This window comes from Mycobacterium sp., assembly GCF_035603715.1.
Lineage (GTDB): Bacteria > Actinomycetota > Actinomycetes > Mycobacteriales > Mycobacteriaceae > Mycobacterium.
Genome location: NZ_DATNJW010000124.1, coordinates 1 through 23,538, shown reverse-complemented (window position 1 = coordinate 23,538; position 23,538 = coordinate 1). Strand labels below are relative to the sequence as shown.

Genomic DNA, 23,538 nt, shown 5'->3' with positions numbered 1-23,538 from the left:
GCTCCAGCGCCATTGGATGGCTGGGAGGCGTGGCCTTCGATGCTCGCGGTTGGACCGCGGTCGCCGTGACGATCCTGGTGTTCGCCGGCATCGCGGTGTTGCTTGCGGCGCGCTTTCTGCACGACGACTAGGGATCTGGCTTATGACGCGTCGTCGCACGATACTGTCGACGCGACAAGAACACTCACCTTCGAGGCGCAAAGGCTAGAGGTGCTCCAGCGATCGATCGACGACGTTGTCGCCACCACCGTCGACATCGATTGGTCGATTTGTATTCGAGATGTCGCAGGTCGCGAAGTGGCCGGCCGCAACGCCGATCAGTCGATGAAGACGGCAAGCATCGGGAAGCTCCTGTTGCTCGTCGAGGTCGCACGGCAATGTGCCGTCGGGGAGCTCACTGGCACCACGTTGCTCAGGCAGGATCCAGAACTTCGTGTTGCCGACTCGGGAATCTGGCAGCAGCTGCAGGTCGAAGAACTGGCGGTGCACGATCTCTGCGTGTTGATCGCGAGCGTCAGCGACAACTTGGCGACCAACGCGCTCCTCAAACATGTTGGCTTGCAGCGGGTCCACGACCTCGCCGAATCCCTGGGCTTAGAACACACGGCGCTGCTCGATTACGTCCGAGACCACCGCGGCCCAGACGATCCGGAGACGCTGTCGACCGGATCGGCGTCCGAGTTGTCGCTGTTGATGAGTCAGCTGGCGCGCAACGAGCTGGTATCCCCAACCGTGTCAGAACAGGTGAATGCCTGGCTGGTGACGAACGTGGACCTCTCGATGGTCGCGTCTGTATTCGGCCTCGATCCGCTGGCACATGCGCCGTCGGATCGAAACTTCGTTATTCGTAACAAAACTGGAGCCGATCCAGGGATCAGGGCAGATGTCGGCATGATCGGCCGGAACGCCGTCTGGCTTAACTACGCCGTGATCGCCAACTGGAATGCCTCCGATGCTGACCTGCGGGACCGTGCCCTGTCGGGAATGCGGAACATCGGCACGATCCTGAGAACCACCATCGAAATTAATCTGTGATGACCAGTCAGTTCGCGCGACAGCGTAGTACGCTCTAACCGGTTTATCAGCGTCGTGTCATCCTAATCAAAGGAAACGAATCAATGAGCTCACCTCGCTGGCTAGTCAAACTCACCATCCCCGTAATGGCCGGCGCCGCCTTGGCTCTAGGCACCGGAATTGCGAACGCCACTCCGCAAGACGACGCATATCTTGCGAAGCTGCGTGCCGTGGGCCTTTCATGGCCGCCGAGCACCGAAGAGGCGCTGATCGGTGAGGCGCACCTCATCTGCTACGACCTCACCTGGGGCTGGCAGCCACAAGTGATCGCCGACGACATTCACGACCACCTGAACAAGAGGGGCGTCACATTGTTGGATGTCGGGACAATGGTCGACGCGGCGCACAAGACCTATTGCCCCGGAAACGTCTGCGACGCACCGACCCTCTGCACTTAATAACGATTGCGGCCACGCCACCGCTGCGGTAGCCATTTGCAGACCGTAGCGGAAACTCTTGCCAAATCGCCGGTTACAGATGCACAAAAATCACCGGTGACTCAGCAATTCGAATGGCGTTTGGCTACAACGCGTTAACAGGGCACCGTGGCTGGTCGGCAAAGAATTCCACCGACCGCACGGCGCGTCCTCGGAGGTCCGTCGGCCTCATCTGGGGCATGATGGCGGGCTGAGGGGGCGCGGACCTCGGGGTCTCGCGCTGGCGATTGCGCCGGCGAACGCGACTGCTCGCCTCGGGAAGGCTGAGTATGTCAACGTCAACAATGAGTCGGTCGAGCTCGACATCGAGTCAGCCGACGCCACCCGGTTTGCCGCGCTTGCCAAGCGTCGCGCGGCTGAGTTTTCTATCGCTCCTTGTCATTACGCTCACAGTCCTGAGTGTTTCCTTGTACTGGCTGGAGCATCACAAGACCCGCCATCCAACGATCCTGGGCGACACTGCCAACCCGGACCATATGACCGTCACCGTCCTCATCCAGAAAGTGGACCCGTCGACAGCGCGGGTGAGCGCTCAGTTGGAACTGAAGGGCTCGGGTTCCTTGCTGGACGAGCGCACCCATGAACTGAAAGAGGATGCGACGCTGACCAGCAATGCGGTCACCAACGCCACCGTCGTCGCCAAGGCGAACGAACGCCCAGAGTTCGTGTCTACCGAATTCGCGCTTCGGGACGGGGTCATCACCGACTATCCCCTCGACAGTTACACGACGAACTTCTTTTTCCGGGTGAAGGTCGGCGACGGCACGGATCAGCGGGCGGTCCCGGTCCGGGTCGTCTTCGACAACATCGACTCTTTCTTCAAAGTGGCTCCCCAACAAGAACAAACCGTCGAAGTGCACCAGGGCGGCGCAGAAGCCAAAAAGGTCGCCACGCCTCAGTCGCTCTTCGCCGCAACTGCGAGCGTGAAACGCTCGACGAGCACCGTCATGTTTGCGGTGTTCATCATGGTGTTCATGTGGTGCCTCACCATCGCCGCGCTCATTGCGGCGTGGTACACCGCCAGCGGCAGGCTCGGGTTGTTCTGGTCTGCTCTCGGTTTCCTCGGCACGCTGCTGTTCGCGCTCATTCCGTTGCGCAATGCGGTGCCAGGAGACCCACCGATCGGATCACTCATCGACTTCGCGGCGTTCTTCATCGCCGAAGGCGTCGTCTCAATCTCGATGATCGTGACCGTGCTGCACGGCTACCACATCGAAATCTCCCACAAGAAACGGAAAGCCGCGTCAGACGACTGACAGGTCGAGCGAGGGCGTCACTGGAGGCGCAGCGTCACGTCAGCGTCTTTGAAGACGTCATGTATCGCATCGAACAATGTCCGCTGCCCGTAGTGAATCTCGTCGAGGTAGCGCCGCGATAGCGCGCTGTGTTCCCATTCGAATTCGTACGGCCGGTCTTCGGGGGTGCCGAATCCGCCCCTCAGACAATCGGCCAATGCGTCGAGGTTGCGCCCGAAATAGCCGCCCGGTCCGTTCACGGCGGAACCGATCTCGCGGTAGAAGTCGCCGGCGGATCTGATCTTCCGGCCGTCGAGGCGGTAGATCACCGGCAGGTTTTCGGTCGGCTCTCGCGTCATCGTTGCGTCCCAGCGTCAGTGACCAGACAGAACGAGTCGTAGTGGTCGCCGGTGTAGAAGTATTGGGTCGGATAGGCCAATGGCGTTCCGCCAGTGACGATCCGCCTCATCGACCGGTCTTGGGCTCGCGGGGTGATCACGGTGTACTCGTGGTAGTACCCCCTGCGTTGCTTGGGCAGATGGCCCTCGCGGTTGGTGAACACCGCGCCGTCGCTGTGCGGAAACGGAAAAGGGCCGCCGGTGTGGATGCGCTTCACAGTGTCGACCACTTCGTGCGGCAGGGTGGCTATCGGGCACGCCGGTTCACTGACTTGACCGGCTGTCGTCGGCGCCGGTTCGGCAGGGTGGGTGCGCGACAGCATCCACCCGCCGACGATGAGGACGAGTGCGCACAGCGCGACAACTGCCAGCCTGCGTCGACTCACCTGCGCTCCTCGCACATGACGCCGCTTGCAGGCGAGACGCCTAGACGCGGCTTCAGAATGTTTCGGGTGGGGTGGTCCAGATTAGTTCGGTGACGTCGGTGACGCCGATCAGCAATATCTGATCACAGGCACGAAAGAACAGCGTCTCGGATATCACGCTGCGTACCGCGAAGCCTTCTGCGTGGCGCCAGTCGATGATCGCGTTGCCGGCGGCGCGCAGTGCGCTGACACAACCACGTGGCGGGGTCGAAGAATGTCCGACCAGCAGCGCGGGAAGCAGTTGTCCGGTCAACATGACGGTGTCGGGATGGTGGCCGAGCATGGTCGCGAAAGCGGGGTTGGTGTAGACGACGACGCCGTCGAGTCCAGTGGCAAGCATGGGCACAGGTAAGCGATCCAGCAGCACCAACCCCGGCAGCGTGCGCAGGCATTCTTCGGCGCTGCTCGGCGACGGCCGGCGGCGTCTGTCGCGGCCGCGGAATTCCGAGGCCATGAAATTGTCGTGGCCGTTGGTTTCCGCGTTCGCGGATAGGGTCTGGCTCGTTCGGTAAACGTACGAATCCGGTGAAGTACTCAATGGTGATCCCGGCGCGCAGATAATCAGCGTGAATGCCGAGTCGCGGCGCGGGACGCCTGGAGTTCGCGGCTGTGTCGCAACGGCGGAACTCGTACCCGACAGCATGGGTTGCCAGCTGTCCTGAAAATACGCCATGCGACGCGATCGGGGGAGCGGTCGTCATTAATTTTCCGGGCGACTGAGTTAACACTTGTGCAGACCTACGGTGGCTATCGAGGGCAGGTCGGACCACGAACAGGATCAAGACCCCGATGTCTGCAGTTGGGCGGCCAGAGCCTGCAGACGGGTGGAGTAAGCCTGCACACCCCATGCCATCGCCTCCCCGTCGAGCTCGTTGGGCAGCGACCCGCCCCGGATATCAGCCCAATTGTCGGCAATGTCTTCGACTTTGGGATGCGGGCCGAACGTCGCGCCTTCGGTGTGCGAGATGGCGTAGCGGCAGTAGTAGCCACCGGTCGCGCCGAAGATCTCGGCAGTTGCTGGGCAGCTTCGGTGCACCAGTGCCAGAGCCATCGGTGTCACGCGACTTGCGGTCAGCAACGCCACGTATTCCGCAGAATCCAACGAGATCTCGAGTTCGGGTGGGCGGCCGCGCAATGCGGCGTCACCGTCGGGGGTGAATACCGAGAACAGCCGAGTGTCGAAGGCGGCCGGCGCCAGCGCGTTGACTTTGATGCCGAACCGCATACCCTCCCAGGCCACCGAGCGGGTGATGCCCACTACGCCCATCTTCGTGGTGGCATAGGCGGCCTGGCCGAACGCCCCGGACAAACCCGATGCCGAGGTCAGCGTCACGATGCGGCCGCCGCCGCTGTCCTTCATCGCCCGGTAGACCGCCCGCACCGTCCGGAACGTGCCACGCAGGTTTACCGCAACGATGTTGTCGAGGTCGTCGTCGGTGACATCCTCGAAATGATCGTCGAGCACGATGGCCGCGTTGTGGATCAATCCGTCGATGCGACCCCAGCTGTCCATCGCAATGTCCACGATCTGGGCGGGGCCGTCGTCGGAGGATACGCTGGCACCGCTAGCGACGGCTTTGCCACCCGCAGAACGGATCTCGTCCACGACAGCCTGGGCCATCGTCGGGTCTGAGCCACCGCCGCGAGGGCTGCCGCCGAGGTCGTTGACGACGACGCAGGCGCCGCGCCGGCCCAGCTCGATGGCCTGAGAGCGGCCGATGCCACCGGCACCGCCGGTGACGATCACCACCTCGTCGTCGAATCGAATGTCCTCGGCCACGTGGGTCCTCTTCTAGAGATCGGGTGACTCGTTGGGGAACAGCCCCGCCGGTGCTGCACCGTCGACTTCGAGCAGCTTTCCGGTGATCCAGGACGATGCCGGTGCCGCGAAAAACAGTGCGGCGCGGGCGATGTCCTCGGGGGTGCCGTTGCGTCGCATCGGGGTCTTGGATTGCAGACCGGCGCGGACGTCGGGCATGGCGTCCATGAACCCGCGCAGCGCTTCGGTCTCGACACAGCCAGGGTGGATGGCGTTCACCCGGATACGCGGCGAAAGTTCGATGGCAGCAAGTTGGGTGAACTTGCCGAGCGCGGATTTCGCGAGACTGTACGGCAGGAAACCGCGTTCGTTCTGCATGCCTGACATCGACCCGATGTTCACAATCGCCCCGCCGCCGCGCGCGAGCATGTGCGGCACAGCGTGACGCCCGAGCTCGAAGGGCGCCGAAACGTTGAAGCGGAAGGCGTTTTCGAGGATCGCGACGGTCATGTCCATGTAGGTTCCGAGCTGTTCGACACCGCCGGCGTTGTTCACCAGGACGTCGAGCCCGCTGAGTTCTCGCACGGCCTGCTCGACGACGTCGGCGAGGGTCTCGATTGCGGTGACGTCGGCTGCGATCGCCACGGCCTGACGTCCCTCAGAGCGGACTTCTTCGGCGACGGCGTCCAGGTCGTCCTTGGTTCGGGCAACAAGTGCCACGTCGGCCCCCGCGCGAGCGAAGGTGAGCGCGATGCCCCGTCCGATGCCTTTGCCGGCACCGGTGACCAGCGCGGTCTTACCGTCGAGACGGAACTGGTCAGTGATGTCGTGGTCGTCGGTCAACGCTCAGACCTTGATGCCGAACACTTCGGCGGCATTGCCCCGGCAGATCTGGTCGACGTCGTTGGCGGGAACGCCGTCGAACTGTTTGGTGATCCAGTCGTCGGAGAATGGGAACGACCCCTCGTGATGGGGGTAGTCGTTGCCCCACATCAAGCAGTCCAGCCCGGTGAGGTCGCGGTTACGAATCGCCAGCGGATCCCACATGAACGTCGCGTGTGTCTGGCGCTTGAGATAAAAACTCGGGTGCACGTCGATCTTGGCCGGTCCCATGAGGTGATCGATGCCGAGGTCATGCAGCCGACTCTGGCTGAAGTGGTGATCGTAAAACTGCATCGCGAACGCCAGCCAGCCCGCGTAGCCTTCGGTGCAGATCACGTGCAGGTTGGGATAGCGCTCGAACACGCCGCTATAGGTCATCCAGCCCAGCGTTTCGCCCATGCCGCAGCTCTGCACGTACCAGCCGATGTCCTGGCGGCCGGGGTATGCCATCAGACCCGGCCCGACCAGCGGTTGGCGCAGCCCGCCGACATGCATCGTGATCGGCACGCGCAGACTGTCCGCGGCCTCCCACAGGGGCTCCCATTCCTCCATGTAGTAGGGCCGTTCAAAAATTCCGTCGGGAAGCAACGCCGGCCGCAGACCCAGCCCTGCCGCTCGTTCGAGCTCGGCGACCGAGGCGCCAACGTCCTTGAACGGCAAATGGATTCCGGGCGCGACGCGATCGAGGTAGGGACCCCAGTGGTCGGCAAGCCAGTCGTTGGCCAGCCGGCAATAGGCGGTATCGGCATCGGCGGGGATCCCGTTGGGCATGTCAGCGATCCGGCCGATCAGCACCGCGCCGTAGACGCCGTCGCGCTCCAGATCGGCCAACTGCTCAGCGGCATCCAGGCTGGGGCGAGCTTCCGCCACTACGTTGCCTTCGGCACCCGTCGCATCGGAGCGGATATCAGAGTCGGCGCCTTCTCCGGTCATCATCGCCAGCGACACGATGTGGCCGGGCTGGAAGACGTCCTTGCCGTTCTCGTCCTTCTCGAGGCGCGGGAAATACTCCCGGTAATGCTCGGGCAACTCGTTCACCAGACTCAGCGGAGGCGTGATGTGGCAATCGGCGGTGATCAGTTTTTCGGGAACCATAAGACCTCCTCGTTTGTCGCAGACAGCTAGCGGTTCAGCCTTCGGCTGCAGACTTCATGGCCTCGACGTCGTCCATTGACGGATTCTCCGGTCCGCCAGGCATTCCCGGGAATGACCGCGAGTCCCAGTAGTCGCGGTTGTGCAGGATGGCGCCCTGGTCGTTGGTCTCGCCGACGGATGCTCCGCGGCAGGCGAAGTCGGTCCCGAACGCGTTTCCCGACATCGTCCACTCGACCATGTACGAGTTCTCGAGTTTCAAACCGCCGTGATAGGTGAACTTGCAGTCCGGGATGGCCATCAAGGTCAGCTCGATCATTTGCTTGACGCCGTCGTGCCCGTCGTAGTTGATGTGACCGGAAACGTCCTCCCACTTGATGTCTGGTGCACAGATAGCCAGCATCGGTTCGACCTGATGCGTATTGAACGCGGCGATGAAATCTTCACACCACGACATCGGGGTTCTCCACTCCCTGCACGTCCGCAGCTAGACGATCGTATAGCAAATGACCCTAGACGAGCGTCTAGCGATGTCAAGAGGGCAATGTGCCCGAACTGGACGGCCGCTACGCCGATGCGGTACGCGGCGTGCGCGAACGGGCCGCCCGCCCGGCGCGGGTCGTGGGCTGCGGAAGACCGACGAGTTGTCTTACCACGTTGAGCATTTGAGTTCGCAGAGTCTCGTCATCGACCTCGGCAACCAGAGGGTGGGCCACCGTGCCACCTACCACGCAGGTCAGGGCCGCAAGACGAACGAGTTTGTCCGGTCCTTCGTCGTCGCCGACCAGCATTCCGTACAACCGCTCGACAAAGCGTTGGAACGGGGCATGACCGGACAGCAGACGAACGAGTACCGGATCGAATTGAAAGGTGTTCGCCCCCTGGCGGTGCTCGACAGCGTGATCGACAATACGGTTCAGCAGCAACTCGCGGGCGACGTCGGAATCATCCTCGGCCTCTGCGGCTTCCAGGGCGTCGTCGAGTTTGGCCAGTTCCATTTCGGCCACCGCGATGATGATCTCGTCCTTGGTCTTGAACTGGTGATAGATGGCGCCCTTCGTGACACCACTCGCGTCGGCGATCATCTGGTAGGACGTGGCCCCGACGCCATGCTCGGCGAACAGGGCCAAAGCGGCGTTCAGCGTGCGCATCTGGGCACCACTGCGACTCGAAAAACCCAGGCGAATGGCCTGTGCTCCGCGAGCGGTCATCGGCCAAGGGTATAACGCACGTGTTGGTCGAGCGGCGCATCGCCGGCGCGGTCTATTGCAGAGCGTTGACGCCGAGCCGTTCGCAGATCGCGAAGACCTCTTCGAAGATGGAGCCGGGAACCGTGTAGGGATCGGTGGCGGTGACCTCCGATAGATGGGCGACGACGTCGTCGGCGGTGGGTTGGCTGTCGGGTTCGGCGAGCCAGCCCTCGCCGAGTCCGACGAAGACGCGGGCGAACCTCCCGCCGCAGGCCGAATAGTTTTGGTGGGTCAACTCGCAGGCGCGGCTGGCCAGAAACACCACGATCGGCACGACGAGTTCGGGTTTGATGACCTTGGTGAAGCCGATCTCCTCGAGGGCTTTCGGATCACCAATGGTTTCGGTAACCATCCGCGAAAAACCAAACGGCAGGACGGTGTTGGACTTGATGCCATGTTCGGCGCCCTCGATCGAGATCACATTGGAAAGGCCCACCAGACCGGCTTTGGCGGCGGCGTAATGCGCTTCGGACGGCTGACCGAACATCCCGCCCGACGACGAGATGAACACGAATCGTCCATAGCCCTGCTGTTTCATCACCCGGTAGGCCGGCTGGCTGAGGTGGAATCCACCGTCGAGATGGACCCGCAGCATGCGCGTCCAATCGTCATGGGTGAGTTGGTCGAACGGGACGCTGTTGAAAATACCGGCATTGCTGACAACGGCGTCAACGCGACCGAACGCTTCTACCGCGGTATTGACGATGGCCTCGCCACCCTCGGGGGTGTCGACGGAATGATACGAAGCTATCGCCGTGCCGCCGGCGGCTTCGATCTCCGTCACGACGGCGTCGGCGACCCGGGCGTCTTGGCCATCTCCGTGCATGCTGCCGCCAAGGTCGTTGACTACCACCGACGCGCCCCGGTTCGCCAACTCCAACGCGTACAGCCGGCCCAGGCCCCGGCCGCCTCCGGTGACGACCGCGACCTGCTCCTTGAAGTCGATCATGGTGTAAATCCCCTCGTCGACGCTCCGATAACGGCGGCCGTGCAAGAAACGAAAATTTGGTTGTGCAGGCCCTTGCTGAACTGCCTGGCCGCCGTCGTCACCGTGACCATCGGGCAGTGCAGAGCGCGACCCGTATAAGATCACACCAAATTTTTGTTCCATTACGCAAGCCCCCGCCAGGTTGTTCAGGAGATGACGTGAGCGATTTGGAGTCGGTCGACTACTTCACCGACCAGTCACTCGACCGCGCACGAAGATTTCCGAGGCTCAGCACGGGCCGCCGGAAAACCGTGTCTACCAGTACGATCCGACGTTCATCATGCGCGGCCTCAGCGCAATACATATCGAGTTCGAACCCGTCTGACGCCGCCAGTCAGCGGAAGCGGACGCCCAACGTGGCCATGCCAAAGATCTTCTTGCCACCGGATTTCGCGGCGACGATCACCACACCAGAGCGGGTCTCCGGATCCAATGACTTGACTTTGCCGCTGAACTCGATATCGCAGCCCTCTCGGGCCGACACGATCGCGGGAGCCGACAGCCGCACCGCGTAGCGGGTGACCGCGCCGGGATCGCCGGTCCAGGTGGAGGCAAATCCGGCACCCAGACCCATGGTGAGCATGCCGTGAGCGATCACGTCGGGCAGGCTGGCCAGCTTGGCGATGTCCTCGTCCCAATGAATCGGATTGGCGTCACCGGCCACGCCGGCATAGTTCACCAGGTCGCCGCGAGTCAGCCGGGCGTGGTGCACCGGTAGCTCGTCGCCGACCTGCACATCATCGAACGATGCCGTCCCCGGTGTGCGGGTGAGGCCTTCGTCGGCGATCCGAATGTCGCCCTCGGGGCGCACCGTCTTGTGGTACTCGTCTTCGCCGATTCCGAAGATGTCCACGTCATGCATCATCGCGTTCTGCACCGCAGTTTTGATCGCCGGATCGACGTCCTCAGCGGTGACCCCGACGACGGTGGTGTGCAGGGTGTGCACCCGCTCGCCGGCCGCGTCGGTGAAGGTGTTGGTCACGGTGATCAGATCCCGGCCGGCCATCCTGCGCACCGAGGTCAGTTCGACGTCAACCGTCAGCTCATCGCCGGCCACGATCGGTCGGTGCTGTTCGAATAATTCTTCGGTCTGCATGTAGGTGTCGTAGCCGACGACTATCTGTTCGAACATGCGGCGATTGCAGGTCATACCTGGGGTCGAGGTAAATGTCAGCGGTGCAATCAGGTCCGAATAACCCAGTTCCGCGGCGGCGGCGACGTCCCAGTGGGCGGGGTGATAGTCCTGCACCGCGCGGGCGTACTCGCGAAGCTTTTCGCGGCCGACCAGGTACGTGCCGTCCATCTGATAGTGATGGCCGACCCGCGCCTCGAGCGCCGGCGATTCTGTTGTTGTGGGCATGAATGGCTCAACTTTTCTATCGGCTTGTTCGCTGAAGCCAATGAAAAGACACTAACGCGCGGCGACAGCGGCAATACAGCGCGTGTCCGCGACCTGCGTCGCTACCGCGTCCCTAGTGGTGCGCGGCGCGGGCCAGGTCGACGGCGTACTGGTTGACGAAGTGGCCCGGCCCGGGATCGCCGCGTCCGCAGGCGCCGTCGGAATCACCGGGACGTTTGATCCATAGGTAGGCGTCGGCATGCGCACCCGAGGTAGCTGTCGTGGGCGGGACGCCGAGTGCCCGGCCGCTGGGGTTGCACCAATTGAGCGGGCCGTCTGGCGCTGGTCCGGCGCCGTTGCGCGAGGTGTCGATCACGTAGTGCGCGCCTTTTGTGAGCGCCGAAACCGCCTCGCCGTAACCGATTTCCTCATCGGTGGTGAAGAAGTTGGAGGTGTTGAGGCTGAAGCCCCGGGCGTGGTCCACGCCGACTTGGTTGAGCCGGTTGGCGATTTCCTCGGCCTTCAACCACCGTGAGTGCCCGCCGTCGATGTACACGGCGGCGGCCGGATCGCGGGTCAGGGTGTCAACGGCGTAGCGGATCAGCCCATAGCGTTCGTCACGCTGACCGGGCGAGAGGCAGTCGGCCATGTCGAGTGCATCGGGTTCGACGATGACAGCCACCGGCGAGGCTCCCAGAGCGCCTCCGATGCCGTCGATCCACTGGCGATAGGCGTCGGCCGATCCGAATCCACCCGCCGCGAAGCTGCCGCAGTCGCGATGTGGAATTGCGTACAGCGCCAGCACCGGCATGCTGCCGGCGGCCTGGGCCGCCCCGACGTACCCGGCGACCGCAGCGGAGGACACGCCCGGGTCGACCCAGTGCGCCTGCGGTGTGTTGGCGATCGCGTCGAGTTCGGGACTCGGCGGATTGGCCTTGTGCGCGGCCGCCATGGCCGGCGACGTGGGATCGACGAAGAAGGGTTGGCCGGCCAACGGGTTGGGCGCATCGACGAGGCGCACCGCCGGGGCGGGACCGGTGTGCGGGGGAGCGGCGGCAAATGTCATGCCGACGACAGTCAGGACGGGAACGGCCAACCGCGCGACTGCGCCAACAGCAGAGAGCTTCACCTGAGAGAAATTAGTGTGGCGACTCGGGGAGCGCCAATCCGGGTCTGATTGTCGCGGCGCCCTGGCAGAGAATCAAGACGTGACCAACCGCATCCAATCGCTCCTCGGCGTCGATTACCCCGTTGTTCAGGCACCGATGACATACATCGCCAGGGCCGAATTGGCCGCCGCCGTCTCCGAGGGTGGCGGCATGGGCATGATCGAGACGTTGACCCCCGAAGGTCGCGCTGACCTGCGCAGGGTGCGCGAACTCACCGACCGCCCGGTCGCGGCCAACTTGATGATCCAGGGCTGGAAGCGGGATCCGTCGATCGTCGACGAGCTCGTCGCTGCCGAGGTTCGCCATGTCTTCACCTCCGCCGGCGATCCGGCCTTGTTCACGGCGCTTCTGCACGACGCCGGCATGACCGTCGTGCACGTCATCGGATCGCTCAAGGGCGCGATGAAGGCGGTGGACGCGGGCGTCGACGCGCTTGTGGTCGAAGGTGTCGAGGGCGGCGGGTTCAAGTCGGCCCTCGGTGCGTCGACGTTGGTCTTGCTTCCGCTTGTCGCCGACCGCATCGACATTCCGATCATCGCGGCGGGAGGGATCTGCGACGCCCGGTCCGCAGCGGCCGCCGTGGTCCTGGGTGCCGAGGGCGTGCAGATGGGCACCCGGATGCTGGCCAGCCACGAGGCTGCTGTGCACGCGAACTTCAAGAACAAGATCATCTCGGCCGGGGATGACGGCACCGTGATGCTCGACCTTCCCGGCAATCCGACGATGCGGGTGCTGCGAACCGGGCTTGCGGCCCGCGTGGCGGCGGGCGATCCAGAGGTGGAGCTGCTCGGCCGGATCACCGATCTGTACTTCGAAGGTGACTTCGAGGCCAGCGTCGCCAACACCGGTCAGGTGTCCTCGCGGATCATCGATCTGCAACCGGCAGCACAGATCGTCAAACAAACGTGGTCGGAGATCGAAACCGCGTTGAGCGAGAGTCGATCTCGGCTCGGCGGCGGCACCGGCGACTGACCGTTGGGTCAATGTATCGGGTGAGTGCCGAACCACTCCAGCAGTAGATCGGCCAGCTTGTCGGGTTGCTCGTCGGGTATCCAGTGCGAAACCCCGGACATGATCTCGAACCGGTATTCCCCGGTGACGTATCGGGCAGTGTTGTGAGCCGCTTTCGGCATAAGGGCGACGTCCTGGTCGCTCCACACGTATAGCGTTGGCACCGAGACCTTTTGGTTGATCGCCCGCGGATTCGACAGCGGCATGGCGCGATACCAGTTGAGCGCCGCGGTCAGGGCGCCCGGTTCGCTCATGCCCTGTGCATCTCGCTCGGCGACGGCCCGCGTTTGCCCGGCCTGTCGCAGCGACCTGGACAATATGGCGCCGCCGCGACGCAACATCGACCACTCAGGGATGCGGGGCAGCTGAAACGCGTACATGTACCACGACGCCAGGCCCTGTCGACTGTTCAGGAACGACTTGAGGAACGCCGCGGGATGTGGCACCGATACCGGCGACACGGTGGCCAGCCGCTCGGGCATCTCCGCCGCGGCGGCCCACGCGACCGCGGCGCCCCAATCGTGTCCGACCAGGTGCACCTGGCGCGCACCGCTGGCATCGATCAATGCGCCGAGGTCACCGACGAGTTCGGGTACGCGGTAGTCGCGGCGGCGGGATGGCCGCGCACCCGCTGAATATCCGCGCTGGTTGGGCGCCAGGCAGCGGTAACCCTGAGCGGTAAGCCGGTCGATCACTGCATTCCAGCTGTCGTTGTGTTGCGGGAAGCCGTGCAACAGCACCACGACAGGTCCGTCAGCCGGTCCGGCGTCGCGGACATCGAAGGTCAGGTCATTGCGGCGGTATTGCTCCATCCGTCAAGCATGTCCCATCTGTATACCAAGGCGCCGCACCGCCCCCATGCCGAGCACACGAGCAGCGGTCTTGGCGTGACTACGCGGATCCATCGATTAACCGTCTATGCAATTCCTCTGTGAGGACGTGGATTTGGCGGGTCAGGTCGGTGTTGGTTTTGAGCTCGAGTTCCTGAGCTTCAAAGTCGTGGTCGGCTTTGGCCTGCTGGAACGCGGCTTGCCGGTTCTGGCCGATCATGACGAATGTGGACAGAAAGATCGCTTCGAGTGAAACCACCAGGGTCAGAGTCGGCCACGGATTTTTCTCGAAAACCACCATCCACACCGCGAAAAGCACCGCGTGGATCCAGACGAAGTTCATCGAGCCGGCGAACGCGGTGATGCCATCGGCCAGCCGCAGCTGGAATTTGGCGCCTCGTCGCTTGGCCTCTTCGACGACGGCGGGATGGTGGAGTTGATTGTTACGTAGCAACCGATGCGGAATGAGTTGAGGAATTCGCCGACCGCTACTGGGGCCTGGGGTTGTCATGTGGAGTCCTTCCGGGGCCAGTTGTCTGGCTCAGCATGACCCAGCTCGTCGACGTGAGCGCCACCAACTGCGATATCCATTGGCGGTATATCGAATTCAGGCAGTGCCGCCGTGTATTCGTGCCCGAAGGAGTCGCACGCCGGGGCCGCTGAGCTCGTCGAGGTAGGGCGCGCGGCCCGCCATGCCCATCACCAATGCGACAGTCGATCCGGTGACCAGGGGGCCAGATCCGGCGACAAACGGCCCGTCGTCTGCCCGCAACTCGAGGTCGGCAACGTGGCTGCGACTCGGGACGGTGAAGTTGCGGTGGGCGAAGAACTCAGCGACCGGGGTGAGAGCGGCGAGGCTCGGTGTCCGTGTCAGCCCCAGCGGCTGACGAATGTCTTGGGCGTGCACCACGACCTCGCCGAGGTAGGCCGGGACATGAGCTGAGGGCGCGGTGGTGCTTTCTACGATGGCGCGGAACCGATCGAGGGTCTCGGCGGGTGTGCTGCCGCGGTGCTCGGCCAGCCGACGTTGGTTGTGCACGGCAGGGCGAAAACGTGCGCCGATCATGCTGCGCAACCACTTCCACTGACCCAGGCTCGCCGCGGCGATCAGGTGCGCGACGACCTCCTCAACGTCCCACTTCCCGCACAAGCTGCGGTGCCGCCACTGCTCGTGGCTGAGCCCGGACAGGTCCTCCGCAAGCGCGGCCCGTTCGGCGTGCGCCAGCGCCCACAACTGGTCGTGCTCGGGTTTCGCCATATCGTCCTACTCCGTCGAGTGCTGTTGTCATTCGACATAGACCTGGTCCGACCGCGAACCTCATCGTGTTTCGCCCGAGTGGACGGTTCAGCCGGGGTTGGCCGGCCGACGCACGGCTTGGACAGCTGAGACATTCGGCGGCAAGTCGAGGCCTTCAAGGACGGGAGCGACGCCGTGCTCCATTGCGCGTTTCAGTAGGTGCGCGTCGCGTTGTTGACGACGGTAGCCCGCCGCGTAGGTGTGCCCGGTGATGTGTTCGAGCCGATCGATGTCTTCCCCGCTGTCCCTGCGAGCGCGAAGCGCCTCCGCCCTCGTCTGGATGTCAGCGTGGAATTCGTCGGGATTGTCGAAGGCCGCTACCACAACGTGTCGACGCTCGCGGCGATCCGGGTCGTAGCGATAGTGCGCGACGACCCAGCGGGCGATGCTGTCATCGTCTGGATCCACCTTGGCCACGCTGGCAGCATACGGCCGATCGGGATCTGGGCAGCCTCACGCTCATTGCACTACGGTGTCGTCAGCATGGTGAAACAACCCGCGAACAAAAGCGCACTCTCGACGGGCGATCGGCGTGCGTAGTGCGCCGCGCTTTTGGTTCTGGTCGCATGACATCCAGCCGGATCAGGTTGCCGGACTTGATATGCCGGGGATGCGGCTGCGGCGCTTGGCCAGCTACCGGCGCGGGCCCGACGCCACCCGACGGTTCGCCGCCCTGTACTACGACGATGATGGGGCGCTCGCGCCATCACACACCTGGCTGATCGATGTCGATGCGGCAACTGCGGCCGCACACGGGTCGCGGGCTGCGTCGCTCAGCGTTGACGTCGTGCCCGGGAGCGGCCATGTTGGCTGGACGCTGGTTCTGGAAGCACATCCCCATCCGGGCCGGGCGGTGTACACCGACCTTGCACCCGATGCGTTCAACGAACTAATCGCGCCGGACCAGACGGTGGTGGACCTGGCGACCTACTTGCGCGACGGATCACGTTGCTTCGCAGCGATTGTCGAGCCGAGTGATGGTGACGGCAGTGTGTTCTTCCCGTCGCTGAGTCCCGAGCAGATTCGCCCGACGTTGGGTCCTCGCGGCGTCATACCCACCAAAGCGCGCGCCTATCATGAGGGGCCGGCCGGCTGGCGGCTGGCCGTCATCGCCGAGCATGCCCGAGGGACATCGTGGTCGGTGCTCGTCGACATCGACGCCGACGATGTATCGGAGCGACTCGAGCATCTGCAGGCCTATCCGTTGGACCTTGACGCTGTCGGGCACGGTATGAGCGCGCGGTTCGCCTCAGTCGCAGCGAAGTAGACGTGACGCTAGGCCTGAGCGGCCGCGCGTGCCAATTCGGCGGTGACCGAGCGTAATTGGGTGGCGGAACTCAGCGGCTCCGGGAACCCGACTCGGGTGTAGGCAACACCGCGCGGCGTGTGAACCCGTAAGTCGAGGCCATATCGATCTATGTCGGTGCACACCGCGTTCGCGGTATCCGGATAGCCGCCGAACGCCTTGGCCATCGCCGTCAGGGCGTCGGCGTGATCGGCGTTGAGGTGCGCGATCGCACCGGCCGCGGCAGGCGTCACCGGATCTGGTTCCGCGGCAAGGTATTGCTCGCCGCTGGCCGAATCCATCCGGCCGTACCCGCCGACCCAGCGCACCCGCTCGACCTGGAGCACCCACAGCGTGAAGTCGCTGAACTCGAGGTAGAACCGAGAAGCGGGCACCGCATACAGGTACGCCGTCCGCGCTGCGTGCTCGTCGGCGGCAGGAGGCGTGACACGACCGGCCAACGTGATCCGGCCAGTGGCCAACGGGTCCGCGTCGCTGCTCGCTGTCACGATCGACAAGCTGGCGCGCGGTTTGGCGGCCAGGTTGCGGCCATGCTCGGCCAGGTTCGACACGCACAGCACCGGCGCGCCATTCAGCAGTCCGTACGCAACCAGCGACGCCCATGGATCGCCGTCGGAGGTCAACGTGGCAAGCGTGGCCGCATTGTTGGCGGCAGCGATAGTGCGGGCCTGCTCGGCCGCCGACGGCCGAGCCGAGTTCGTCGGTGGCTGCAACGGCGGCGGCGTCGACGGCGCATCGCCAACATCGCCATGATCACGATTCACCACAACCGTGAGGCTACTGCCACCGTCGGAGCGCTTCCGGAATAACCCGGACGGTCGGGGCAGTTGGACTGCTCCGGTCGAACCGGTTGCTGGCGGAAGGAAGCGCAGATGCGTCTAGGGGTGTTCACATTTTTCAACGACACGGCCATCGGCCCGGTCGACGCGGCTGTCGCGCTCGAGGAGCGTGGCTTCGGTTCGCTGTTCGTGGCTGAGCATTCGCACATACCCGTGAACGCAAAAACCCCGTACCCGATGGGCGGTCCGATCCCGCCGCAGTACTACCGCACGCTCGATCCGTTCGTCTCGCTGACGGCGGCGGCTGTCGCCACCAAGTCGCTGCTGGTCGGCACCGGCATCTCGCTTGTTACCCAACGCGACCCGATCCAGACGGCCAAAGAAGTGGCCTCGCTGGACCTGGTGTCGCAGGGGCGGTTTCTGTTCGGGGTGGGCGTGGGCTGGTTGCGTGAGGAGATCGCCAACCACGGTGTCGATCCACGCGTGCGCGGTCGCGTCATGGACGAGCGACTCCGCGCGATGATCGAGATATGGACGAAAGACGAGGCCGCGTTTCACGGGAAGTATGTCGACTTCGACCCGATCTACCTTTGGCCCAAGCCGTTGTCTAAGCCGCACACACCCGTGTATATCGGGGGCGGGCCGGCGAACTTCGCCCGCATCGCCGAACTGAGTGCCGGCTGGCTCTCGCTGAGCCCATCGGCCGATGCACTTGCCGGTGACTTGGCGACGCTGCGCGAGGTCGCCGGACCCGATGTCCCGGTGATCGCCTCGCACATCGGGAAGGTCACAGCCGAGGTGTTGGCGGGCTACCGCGACCTGGGGGTCGAACACGTCACCGTCGAATTGCCGACCCAGCCCCGCGACGAGACGTTGCGCTCCCTCGATGCGCTGCGCGCGGAATACGCCAAGCTGGGCTAGCTTTTCGGAGGATGGCTCCGACTGCGTGATATAGTTAATTAGGCTAAGTAATTCCCGGACGCAGAAAGGGCTCTCGATATGGCTCGCACCGACAACGACACCTGGGATCTGGCATCCAGCGTGGGAGCGACCGCGACTGCAGTCGCCGCATCACGCGCGATGGCCTCCCAAAATCCCGACGCGCTGTTGAATGACCCGTGGGCCGACCCACTGGTCCGCGCGGTAGGCATCGACACCTTTGTGAAGCTGATCGACGGCGAGATCGGGCATGCAGACGATCCGCTGCTGAACCGTCGGGCGATGAGCGAACAAATCGCCGTGCGCACCCGCTTCTTCGACGACTTCTTCGTGCAGGCGGGCGAGGCGGGTATCCGGCAGGCCGTTATCCTCGCATCAGGCTTGGACACCCGCGCCTACCGCTTGCCGTGGCCGGCCGGCACCACGATCTTCGAAATCGACCAGCCTCAGGTTATTGCGTTCAAGACGCGGACTCTTGCCGACCTCGGCGCCGAACCCACTGCCGAGCGGACCACAGTCGCAATCGATTTGCGCGAGGACTGGCCCGCCGCACTGGTCCAAGCCGGCTTCGACCCGAAACTCCCGACCGCCTGGAGCGCCGAAGGTCTGTTGGTCTACCTGCCACCGGACGCTCAGGATCGGCTGTTCGACAACATCGTGGCCCTGTCCGCACCGGGCAGTCGCATCGCCACCGAACACATGGACCTGCGCAATGTTCCCGCGGATTGGGCAGACCGGCTCACCGAGCGATCACGTCGCATCGGCTCCAACATCAACCTGGCCGAACTGTTCTACAGCGGTGACCGCAATCCTGCCGCCGACTATCTCAAAGACCACGGTTGGCACATCGACGTCCAGACAACCGCGCAGATCTACGCGGCCAACGGATTCGAGCTACCCGACGACGAGCTGGCCTCCTTCGGCGATGGGTCTGGTTACCTCACAGCGACGCTGGCGTAAGCGTGTCGACGGCGAACCGGATGTCTGGCTAGTAGGACTGAGCGCCAACGGGTTTGGCTCAGTGCTGCAGTGTGTTGAGCCTTTCCTCGACTTGGAGCGCGTGCAACGCGTGCGACGCAGTCTCGTAGCCCTTCACGACGCCCTCTAATCGTGCGGGCGAGCCCTCGAAGCACGCCCAGTCGAAGACGGCCTGGCAGACATGGTCAGCCAGGCTTCGCAGGATGCCGTCTCGAGGCGGGTTGTCGATGACCTTGATCGCCGCCGCGCACAGTGCGCCCTTGTCGACGGTGCCACTGCGCAATGCCTGGTGTGCCAACGACATGAGGTCGCGGGTATGGCTACCCTCGAAGTCCATAAAACCCCTTGCCTCTCGGTGATTCTCAGCCCTGTGCCGTCAGGTTCGCTGTGCATCGGTCGAGACGTAACCTAGCCGAACAACGGGCACACACCGGCCACGTTCCGATAACAGACCTACATCATCAGTGCGGGTCCGAGGCAATCCGCAAGACGCGGGACACCGCGCAGCACGTCGTCGTACGGTAAGGCCATGCCTGACAGCGTCGCGGAGCTGCAATCAACCGGTGCCTGGCAATTCTTCCAAGACATGCTGCGCGACATGACCACCGTGGTCACCGAGGACGCCGAATCCGAACGCGAGTTTGTCGAGGGACTACGCGTCATCGCGCGAATATCGTCGCTGTGCGCGCAACTTTCGGTGGAAGCCGATCCCGACCAGCCGTCGTTCTTCGATATGTGTACGCCGATGCGGATGGTCGGCGGCCCTAACCCCGACGGCAATTACCACCTGGCGATGATCCGCGGCGACCGCAGCTACCGGATCACCGGCCACCGGGGTACGAGCGCATACCTCGGGCTCCAGATCCTCGCCGGCACCGGACTCACTCCGCGGCGGATGGCCGGCTATCTCAGTGATGTCGACTTGAACTTGACCGCAGGACAATTCGACCTGCTGCTGTCTGAGCAGAAGCCGGCCGATCTCGATGGCGCACAGTGGCTGCACATCCCGGCGGATGCGTCATCGGTAGTTGTCCGCGAATACATCGGCGACCGCGCTACCGAGCAGCTCGCCGCGCTCGATATCGCCCCGCTGGATCCCGATCCCGTCGCGGTGCTCACCGATACCGCGCTGTCGGAGCAGTTGACCGCGATGGCCTGGACGTTGATGAAGCTGGCCACGCTGCACCGCACGATCAAGCCCGAGCTCATCGAGCAGCCGAACACCCTGCTGACAGCTCAAGCCGCCGACCTCGGCGACGCCGACACCACGCCGGACAATCTGTACATGATCGGGACCTTTCGGCTCGAGCCCGACCAAGCCCTGGTGCTAGACATTCAGCCACCGGCTACCCGCTATTGGAACGTCACACTGGAAAACATCTGGCATGAGTGCCTGGAGCCGCACCGCAGGCACAGCTCGGTGACCAACAAGGGCGTCCACGCCGACGCTGACGGACATGTGCGTATCGCGATCTCTGCGCGCGACCTCGGAGTGGGCCACTGGCTTGACACCGGCGGACGGCACCGCGGGTTTGTTGTCCTGCGTTGGCTCGACAATCCCGAACCGCCTGCGGTCACCACGTCGATTCACCAGGGCCAAAAATGACTCTGCAGGAACGCTTTTCGCCGGACAAGCTACTTGGCGCCGCGTGTGCCCAGACCGGACTCGACGACTTCGGCGACGACGGGTGGCAGCCAGGTTTGCAGGTTCTTGTCGACGGCCTTGTCAATGAGGCGCGACTTTCGGTGATCGGGATTGAAGTCGCGTATGCCGACCTCATCCGCGCGCTGGTAAACCGTCTCGGTGTAATCGATTGGCGGAAAAAGAATCCTGACGTCGCGGCCGAGCAGATCACCCGCCCCATCGTTATCGTCGGTCAGCCTCGTACCGGCACCACGATCCTCTACGACCTGCTCACCCAAGACCCGGAGTTGCGTGCACCGTTGACTTGGGAGGTCGACGAGCCATGCCCGGTGCCCCAGCCCGAGACCTATCATGACGATCCGCGCATCGCCCAAGTCCAGTCGAACATCGAGCTTTCCGAGCAGATCATTCCCGGCTTCCTCAAGTTCCATCCGATGGGCGCTCTGGTGGGTCAGGAGTGTGTCCGGATCACGGGCGGCGAATTCACCAGCATGATCTACTCCGTGCAGTACCGGCTTCCGAGCTACTACCGCTGGCTGCTTTATGACGCCGAATATGCCGGCGCCTACCGCTACCATCGAATGTTCCTGCAGCATCTACAATCTGGCGTCCACGGACAATGGCTGCTGAAATCACCCGCGCACCTGTGGCAACTCGACGCGCTGCTGGCCGAATATCCGGATGCGCTGATCGTGCAGACTCATCGCGACCCGCTCAATGTCATCTCCTCGATCGCCGCCCTGACTCACCATCTGCGGCGGATGAGCACCGATGAATCCTCCGTCGCCGAGTGCGCCGCACAGAGCTACGAAGAGATCATCGTCGGGCTCGAGCGGGAGATGGCTCTTCGCGACAGCGGGGTCATCCCTGACGATCGGATCATCGACGTCAAGTTCACCGATTTCATGAACGATCCGTGGGCCACGATCGGTGGGATCTATCAAGCATTGGGCCGTGAGCTGCGGCCCGAGACCGAGCAACGGATGCGCGACTTCCTGGCCGCCCATCCCTCCGACGGCGGGCACGGCCGCTACACCTGGTCAGACACCAACCTCAACGCTGACGAGGTTCGTGAACGGGTACGCCGCTACCAAGACCGCCACGCCATCCCCAGCGAGAAACTGCGATGACCGAATCGGCAGGTGTGCCCGGGGCGGCCGAATGGATCGCCGAAAACGACGCCCTGGTCAGCCGCCGGGGACATCGCATCGCATTCCGGCGGCGCGGCACCGGGCCCACGGTGCTTCTGCTGCACGGATTCCCGACCTGGTCCTACGACTACGCAGAGGTGGCCACCGACCTGGCCACCGACCACGATGTGGTCACCATGGACTTCCTTGGCTACGGCGCATCGGATAAGCCCGACAGCTACCAGTATTCGGTGACCGAATCCGCCGACACGGTCGAAGATCTCGTCGCACACCTCAACCTCACATCGGTGCGACTGGTGGCTCACGACTACGGCGGGATCGTCGGCCAGGAACTCATCGACCGGGCCAATCGCGGAGCGCTTCCGTTCACGATCGACCACCTGACAATGCTGAACTCCGGGATTGTGTACAGCGCCTACCGGCCGACGCGCCTGCAGAAGTTGCTCATCCGTCCGGTCATCGGCAAGCTGCTGGCCGGCCAAGTCAGTGCTGCGCGGGTCCGCTCAGCACTCGACGCTGTTCGGGGAACACCGTTGGGTGACAGCGAGTTCGACGACCTCTGGCTGGGCATGTCGCGCGACAATGGACACAAGCTGTCGCATCTGCTGATCAAGTACAACGCCGAGCGAGCGGCGCACCATCAGCGGTGGGAGTCGGCGCTGGCCGATTGGGCCGGCCCGCTGCGTCTGATGTGGGGACTCGCGGACCCCGTCTCGGGCGGCCACGTTCTCGAGCTGGCGGTCAAGGCCCTGCCGCGCGCCCTGGTGACTGAGCTTCCCGGTGTCGGTCACTACCCTTCCTCCGAAGCCCCACAAGCCGTCGCCGCGGCGGTGCGCGAAAGTGACTGACCTAGCGGCCGTTCTGCTGCAGTCGAGTGACGAGGTGAAAAGGCAGTGCGACAAAGACGGTGCCGCCAACTAAATTGCCGGCCGTGGTGATCGCGATGTTGGTGAGCAGTCCGTGGGCGCCCAACCCCCACGCCAGCTGCGTATGCGGTGCGTCGGGGTGAAACGCCGACAGCAACAGCGGCAGACCGAGGAAACCGATGTTGGCAATCACGTGCTGGGTCGCGCCGATGACGAAGGCGAACGGACCGTAGAAGGCGAATCCCATTCGCGCAATGTCGGTTCGGGCCTTGAAAAACAGGCACATCGACGTTTGCAGAAACCAGGTGCACACCACGGCCAACAAGACTGCGGTCAGCGCCGGCTGCGATGTCTTGGCGGACGCGACGACGGCCGCTCGTTGCGCGAACGCGCCCAGATAGGGCCCACCGGCCGCGGCGCACACAGTGACGAAAGCCATTGCGCCGATGCAGTTTCCGACCAGCCCGATCAGCAGCAGGCGAAGGTAGCCGACGACGGTCATCCGGCGCTGCAGAATCGCGATGGCCCCGGCCGCCATATCGGCGGTGATCAGGGACATCCCTGACACCAGGATCAGCGCGAACGACATCCCGAAAGCCAAGCCCATCAGTAGGCTCGCGATGCCTGGAGACGACACCCCGGTGCTGACAACCAAAGACAGCAACACCCCGAACGACACCATGGCGCC

The 23,538-nt window shown here is 63.8% G+C and carries 28 protein-coding genes; 10 read left to right on the top strand and 18 right to left on the bottom strand.

Annotated elements, in window-relative coordinates:
- Positions 1–324: 324 nt before the first annotated feature.
- From VN856_RS05830 to VN856_RS05820, 3 genes are all read left to right on the top strand, one after another.
- Positions 325–1,035, top strand: a complete 711-nt coding sequence (locus VN856_RS05830; RefSeq protein ID WP_325687062.1) for a serine hydrolase — start codon at positions 325–327, stop codon at positions 1,033–1,035.
- An 83-nt stretch (positions 1,036–1,118) separates the two neighbouring features.
- Complete coding sequence (locus tag VN856_RS05825; protein ID WP_414686877.1) at positions 1,119–1,472, top strand: DUF732 domain-containing protein; 354 nt, start codon at positions 1,119–1,121, stop codon at positions 1,470–1,472.
- 377 nt (positions 1,473–1,849) lie between these two features.
- Positions 1,850–2,767, top strand: a complete 918-nt coding sequence (locus VN856_RS05820; RefSeq protein ID WP_325687058.1) for a DUF4436 family protein — start codon at positions 1,850–1,852, stop codon at positions 2,765–2,767.
- Between the two features lie 17 nt (positions 2,768–2,784).
- Here the strand turns inward: VN856_RS05820 and VN856_RS05815 are convergent, their stop codons facing one another.
- The 11 genes from VN856_RS05815 to VN856_RS05765 all read right to left on the bottom strand — a co-directional run bounded on the left by VN856_RS05815 (position 2,785) and on the right by VN856_RS05765 (position 11,945).
- Positions 2,785–3,105, bottom strand: coding sequence for a barstar family protein (locus VN856_RS05815; protein WP_325687056.1), 321 nt, complete (start codon positions 3,103–3,105; stop codon positions 2,785–2,787).
- The gene (locus VN856_RS05810; protein ID WP_414686880.1) at positions 3,102–3,467 is read right to left on the bottom strand and encodes a ribonuclease domain-containing protein; all 366 of its coding nucleotides are present in this window, start codon (positions 3,465–3,467) and stop codon (positions 3,102–3,104) included. The genes VN856_RS05815 and VN856_RS05810 overlap by 4 nt, the downstream gene beginning before the upstream one ends.
- A 115-nt stretch (positions 3,468–3,582) precedes the next feature.
- Complete coding sequence (locus VN856_RS05805; protein ID WP_325687052.1) at positions 3,583–4,023, bottom strand: PAS domain-containing protein; 441 nt, start codon at positions 4,021–4,023, stop codon at positions 3,583–3,585.
- Positions 4,024–4,347: 324 nt separating this feature from the next.
- Positions 4,348–5,349, bottom strand: a complete 1,002-nt coding sequence (locus VN856_RS05800; RefSeq protein ID WP_325687050.1) for an SDR family NAD(P)-dependent oxidoreductase — start codon at positions 5,347–5,349, stop codon at positions 4,348–4,350.
- A gap of 12 nt (positions 5,350–5,361) precedes the next feature.
- On the bottom strand, positions 5,362–6,171 hold the full coding sequence (locus VN856_RS05795) for a glucose 1-dehydrogenase (RefSeq protein ID WP_325687048.1): 810 nt from the start codon (positions 6,169–6,171) through the stop codon (positions 5,362–5,364).
- Positions 6,172–6,174: 3 nt separating this feature from the next.
- Positions 6,175–7,305: an amidohydrolase family protein gene (locus tag VN856_RS05790; protein ID WP_325687046.1), complete on the bottom strand. Its 1,131-nt coding sequence runs from the start codon at positions 7,303–7,305 to the stop codon at positions 6,175–6,177.
- A gap of 34 nt (positions 7,306–7,339) precedes the next feature.
- Entirely contained in the window at positions 7,340–7,759 is a 420-nt protein-coding gene (locus VN856_RS05785; RefSeq protein WP_325687044.1) for a nuclear transport factor 2 family protein, read from the bottom strand.
- 109 nt (positions 7,760–7,868) lie between these two features.
- A complete protein-coding gene (locus VN856_RS05780) occupies positions 7,869–8,513 on the bottom strand; it encodes a TetR/AcrR family transcriptional regulator (RefSeq protein WP_325687042.1) in 645 nt (214 codons plus the stop codon).
- A 52-nt stretch (positions 8,514–8,565) separates the two neighbouring features.
- Positions 8,566–9,501, bottom strand: coding sequence for an SDR family NAD(P)-dependent oxidoreductase (locus VN856_RS05775; RefSeq protein ID WP_325687040.1), 936 nt, complete (start codon positions 9,499–9,501; stop codon positions 8,566–8,568).
- 373 nt (positions 9,502–9,874) lie between these two features.
- On the bottom strand, positions 9,875–10,900 hold the full coding sequence (locus VN856_RS05770; protein ID WP_325687038.1) for a fused (3R)-hydroxyacyl-ACP dehydratase subunits HadA/HadB: 1,026 nt from the start codon (positions 10,898–10,900) through the stop codon (positions 9,875–9,877).
- 112 nt (positions 10,901–11,012) lie between these two features.
- A complete protein-coding gene (locus VN856_RS05765) occupies positions 11,013–11,945 on the bottom strand; it encodes a glycoside hydrolase family 6 protein (protein ID WP_414686879.1) in 933 nt (310 codons plus the stop codon).
- A 124-nt stretch (positions 11,946–12,069) separates the two neighbouring features.
- Here VN856_RS05765 and VN856_RS05760 point away from each other — a divergent pair, with 124 nt between their 5' ends.
- Complete coding sequence (locus tag VN856_RS05760) at positions 12,070–13,020, top strand: NAD(P)H-dependent flavin oxidoreductase (protein ID WP_414686878.1); 951 nt, start codon at positions 12,070–12,072, stop codon at positions 13,018–13,020.
- 8 nt (positions 13,021–13,028) lie between these two features.
- On the opposite strand, the gene VN856_RS05755 is transcribed toward VN856_RS05760, so the two are convergent.
- From VN856_RS05755 to VN856_RS05740, 4 genes are all read right to left on the bottom strand, one after another.
- A complete protein-coding gene (locus VN856_RS05755; RefSeq protein WP_325687032.1) occupies positions 13,029–13,871 on the bottom strand; it encodes an alpha/beta fold hydrolase in 843 nt (280 codons plus the stop codon).
- A gap of 79 nt (positions 13,872–13,950) precedes the next feature.
- Complete coding sequence (locus tag VN856_RS05750) at positions 13,951–14,400, bottom strand: DUF1003 domain-containing protein (RefSeq protein WP_325687030.1); 450 nt, start codon at positions 14,398–14,400, stop codon at positions 13,951–13,953.
- Between the two features lie 96 nt (positions 14,401–14,496).
- Complete coding sequence (locus VN856_RS05745) at positions 14,497–15,147, bottom strand: maleylpyruvate isomerase family mycothiol-dependent enzyme (RefSeq protein WP_325687028.1); 651 nt, start codon at positions 15,145–15,147, stop codon at positions 14,497–14,499.
- 87 nt (positions 15,148–15,234) lie between these two features.
- Positions 15,235–15,603: a hypothetical protein gene (locus VN856_RS05740; protein WP_325687026.1), complete on the bottom strand. Its 369-nt coding sequence runs from the start codon at positions 15,601–15,603 to the stop codon at positions 15,235–15,237.
- A 115-nt stretch (positions 15,604–15,718) separates the two neighbouring features.
- Here VN856_RS05740 and VN856_RS05735 point away from each other — a divergent pair, with 115 nt between their 5' ends.
- Positions 15,719–16,453 carry a hypothetical protein gene (locus VN856_RS05735; RefSeq protein WP_325687024.1) on the top strand — a complete coding sequence of 245 codons (735 nt, stop codon included), beginning with the start codon at positions 15,719–15,721 and terminating at the stop codon, positions 16,451–16,453.
- Positions 16,454–16,461: 8 nt separating this feature from the next.
- On the opposite strand, the gene VN856_RS05730 is transcribed toward VN856_RS05735, so the two are convergent.
- Positions 16,462–17,259 (bottom strand): HugZ family protein, encoded by a 798-nt coding sequence (locus tag VN856_RS05730; RefSeq protein WP_325687022.1) that lies wholly within the window; start codon positions 17,257–17,259, stop codon positions 16,462–16,464.
- Between the two features lie 105 nt (positions 17,260–17,364).
- On the opposite strand from VN856_RS05730, the gene VN856_RS05725 reads away from it, so the two are divergent.
- Both VN856_RS05725 and VN856_RS05720 read left to right on the top strand, forming a co-directional pair.
- The gene (locus tag VN856_RS05725; RefSeq protein WP_325687020.1) at positions 17,365–18,192 is read left to right on the top strand and encodes an LLM class F420-dependent oxidoreductase; all 828 of its coding nucleotides are present in this window, start codon (positions 17,365–17,367) and stop codon (positions 18,190–18,192) included.
- A 78-nt stretch (positions 18,193–18,270) separates the two neighbouring features.
- Positions 18,271–19,170: a class I SAM-dependent methyltransferase gene (locus tag VN856_RS05720; protein WP_325687018.1), complete on the top strand. Its 900-nt coding sequence runs from the start codon at positions 18,271–18,273 to the stop codon at positions 19,168–19,170.
- A gap of 58 nt (positions 19,171–19,228) precedes the next feature.
- Here VN856_RS05720 and VN856_RS05715 read toward each other — a convergent pair whose 3' ends face one another.
- A complete protein-coding gene (locus VN856_RS05715; protein ID WP_325687016.1) occupies positions 19,229–19,525 on the bottom strand; it encodes a hypothetical protein in 297 nt (98 codons plus the stop codon).
- Between the two features lie 192 nt (positions 19,526–19,717).
- On the opposite strand from VN856_RS05715, the gene VN856_RS05710 reads away from it, so the two are divergent.
- Genes VN856_RS05710 through VN856_RS05700 form a run of 3 tightly spaced genes read left to right on the top strand, consistent with a single transcriptional unit; the run spans position 19,718 to position 22,832 of the window.
- The gene (locus VN856_RS05710; protein ID WP_325687014.1) at positions 19,718–20,794 is read left to right on the top strand and encodes a DUF1214 domain-containing protein; all 1,077 of its coding nucleotides are present in this window, start codon (positions 19,718–19,720) and stop codon (positions 20,792–20,794) included.
- Positions 20,791–21,963 carry a sulfotransferase gene (locus VN856_RS05705; protein WP_325687012.1) on the top strand — a complete coding sequence of 391 codons (1,173 nt, stop codon included), beginning with the start codon at positions 20,791–20,793 and terminating at the stop codon, positions 21,961–21,963. Before VN856_RS05710 ends, VN856_RS05705 begins: the two co-directional genes overlap by 4 nt.
- Positions 21,960–22,832, top strand: a complete 873-nt coding sequence (locus VN856_RS05700; RefSeq protein WP_325687010.1) for an alpha/beta hydrolase — start codon at positions 21,960–21,962, stop codon at positions 22,830–22,832. Before VN856_RS05705 ends, VN856_RS05700 begins: the two co-directional genes overlap by 4 nt.
- Before the next feature lies 1 nt (position 22,833).
- On the opposite strand, the gene VN856_RS05695 is transcribed toward VN856_RS05700, so the two are convergent.
- Positions 22,834–23,538 (bottom strand): formate/nitrite transporter family protein (locus VN856_RS05695; RefSeq protein WP_325687008.1); only part of this gene is annotated, 705 nt, incomplete at its 5' end.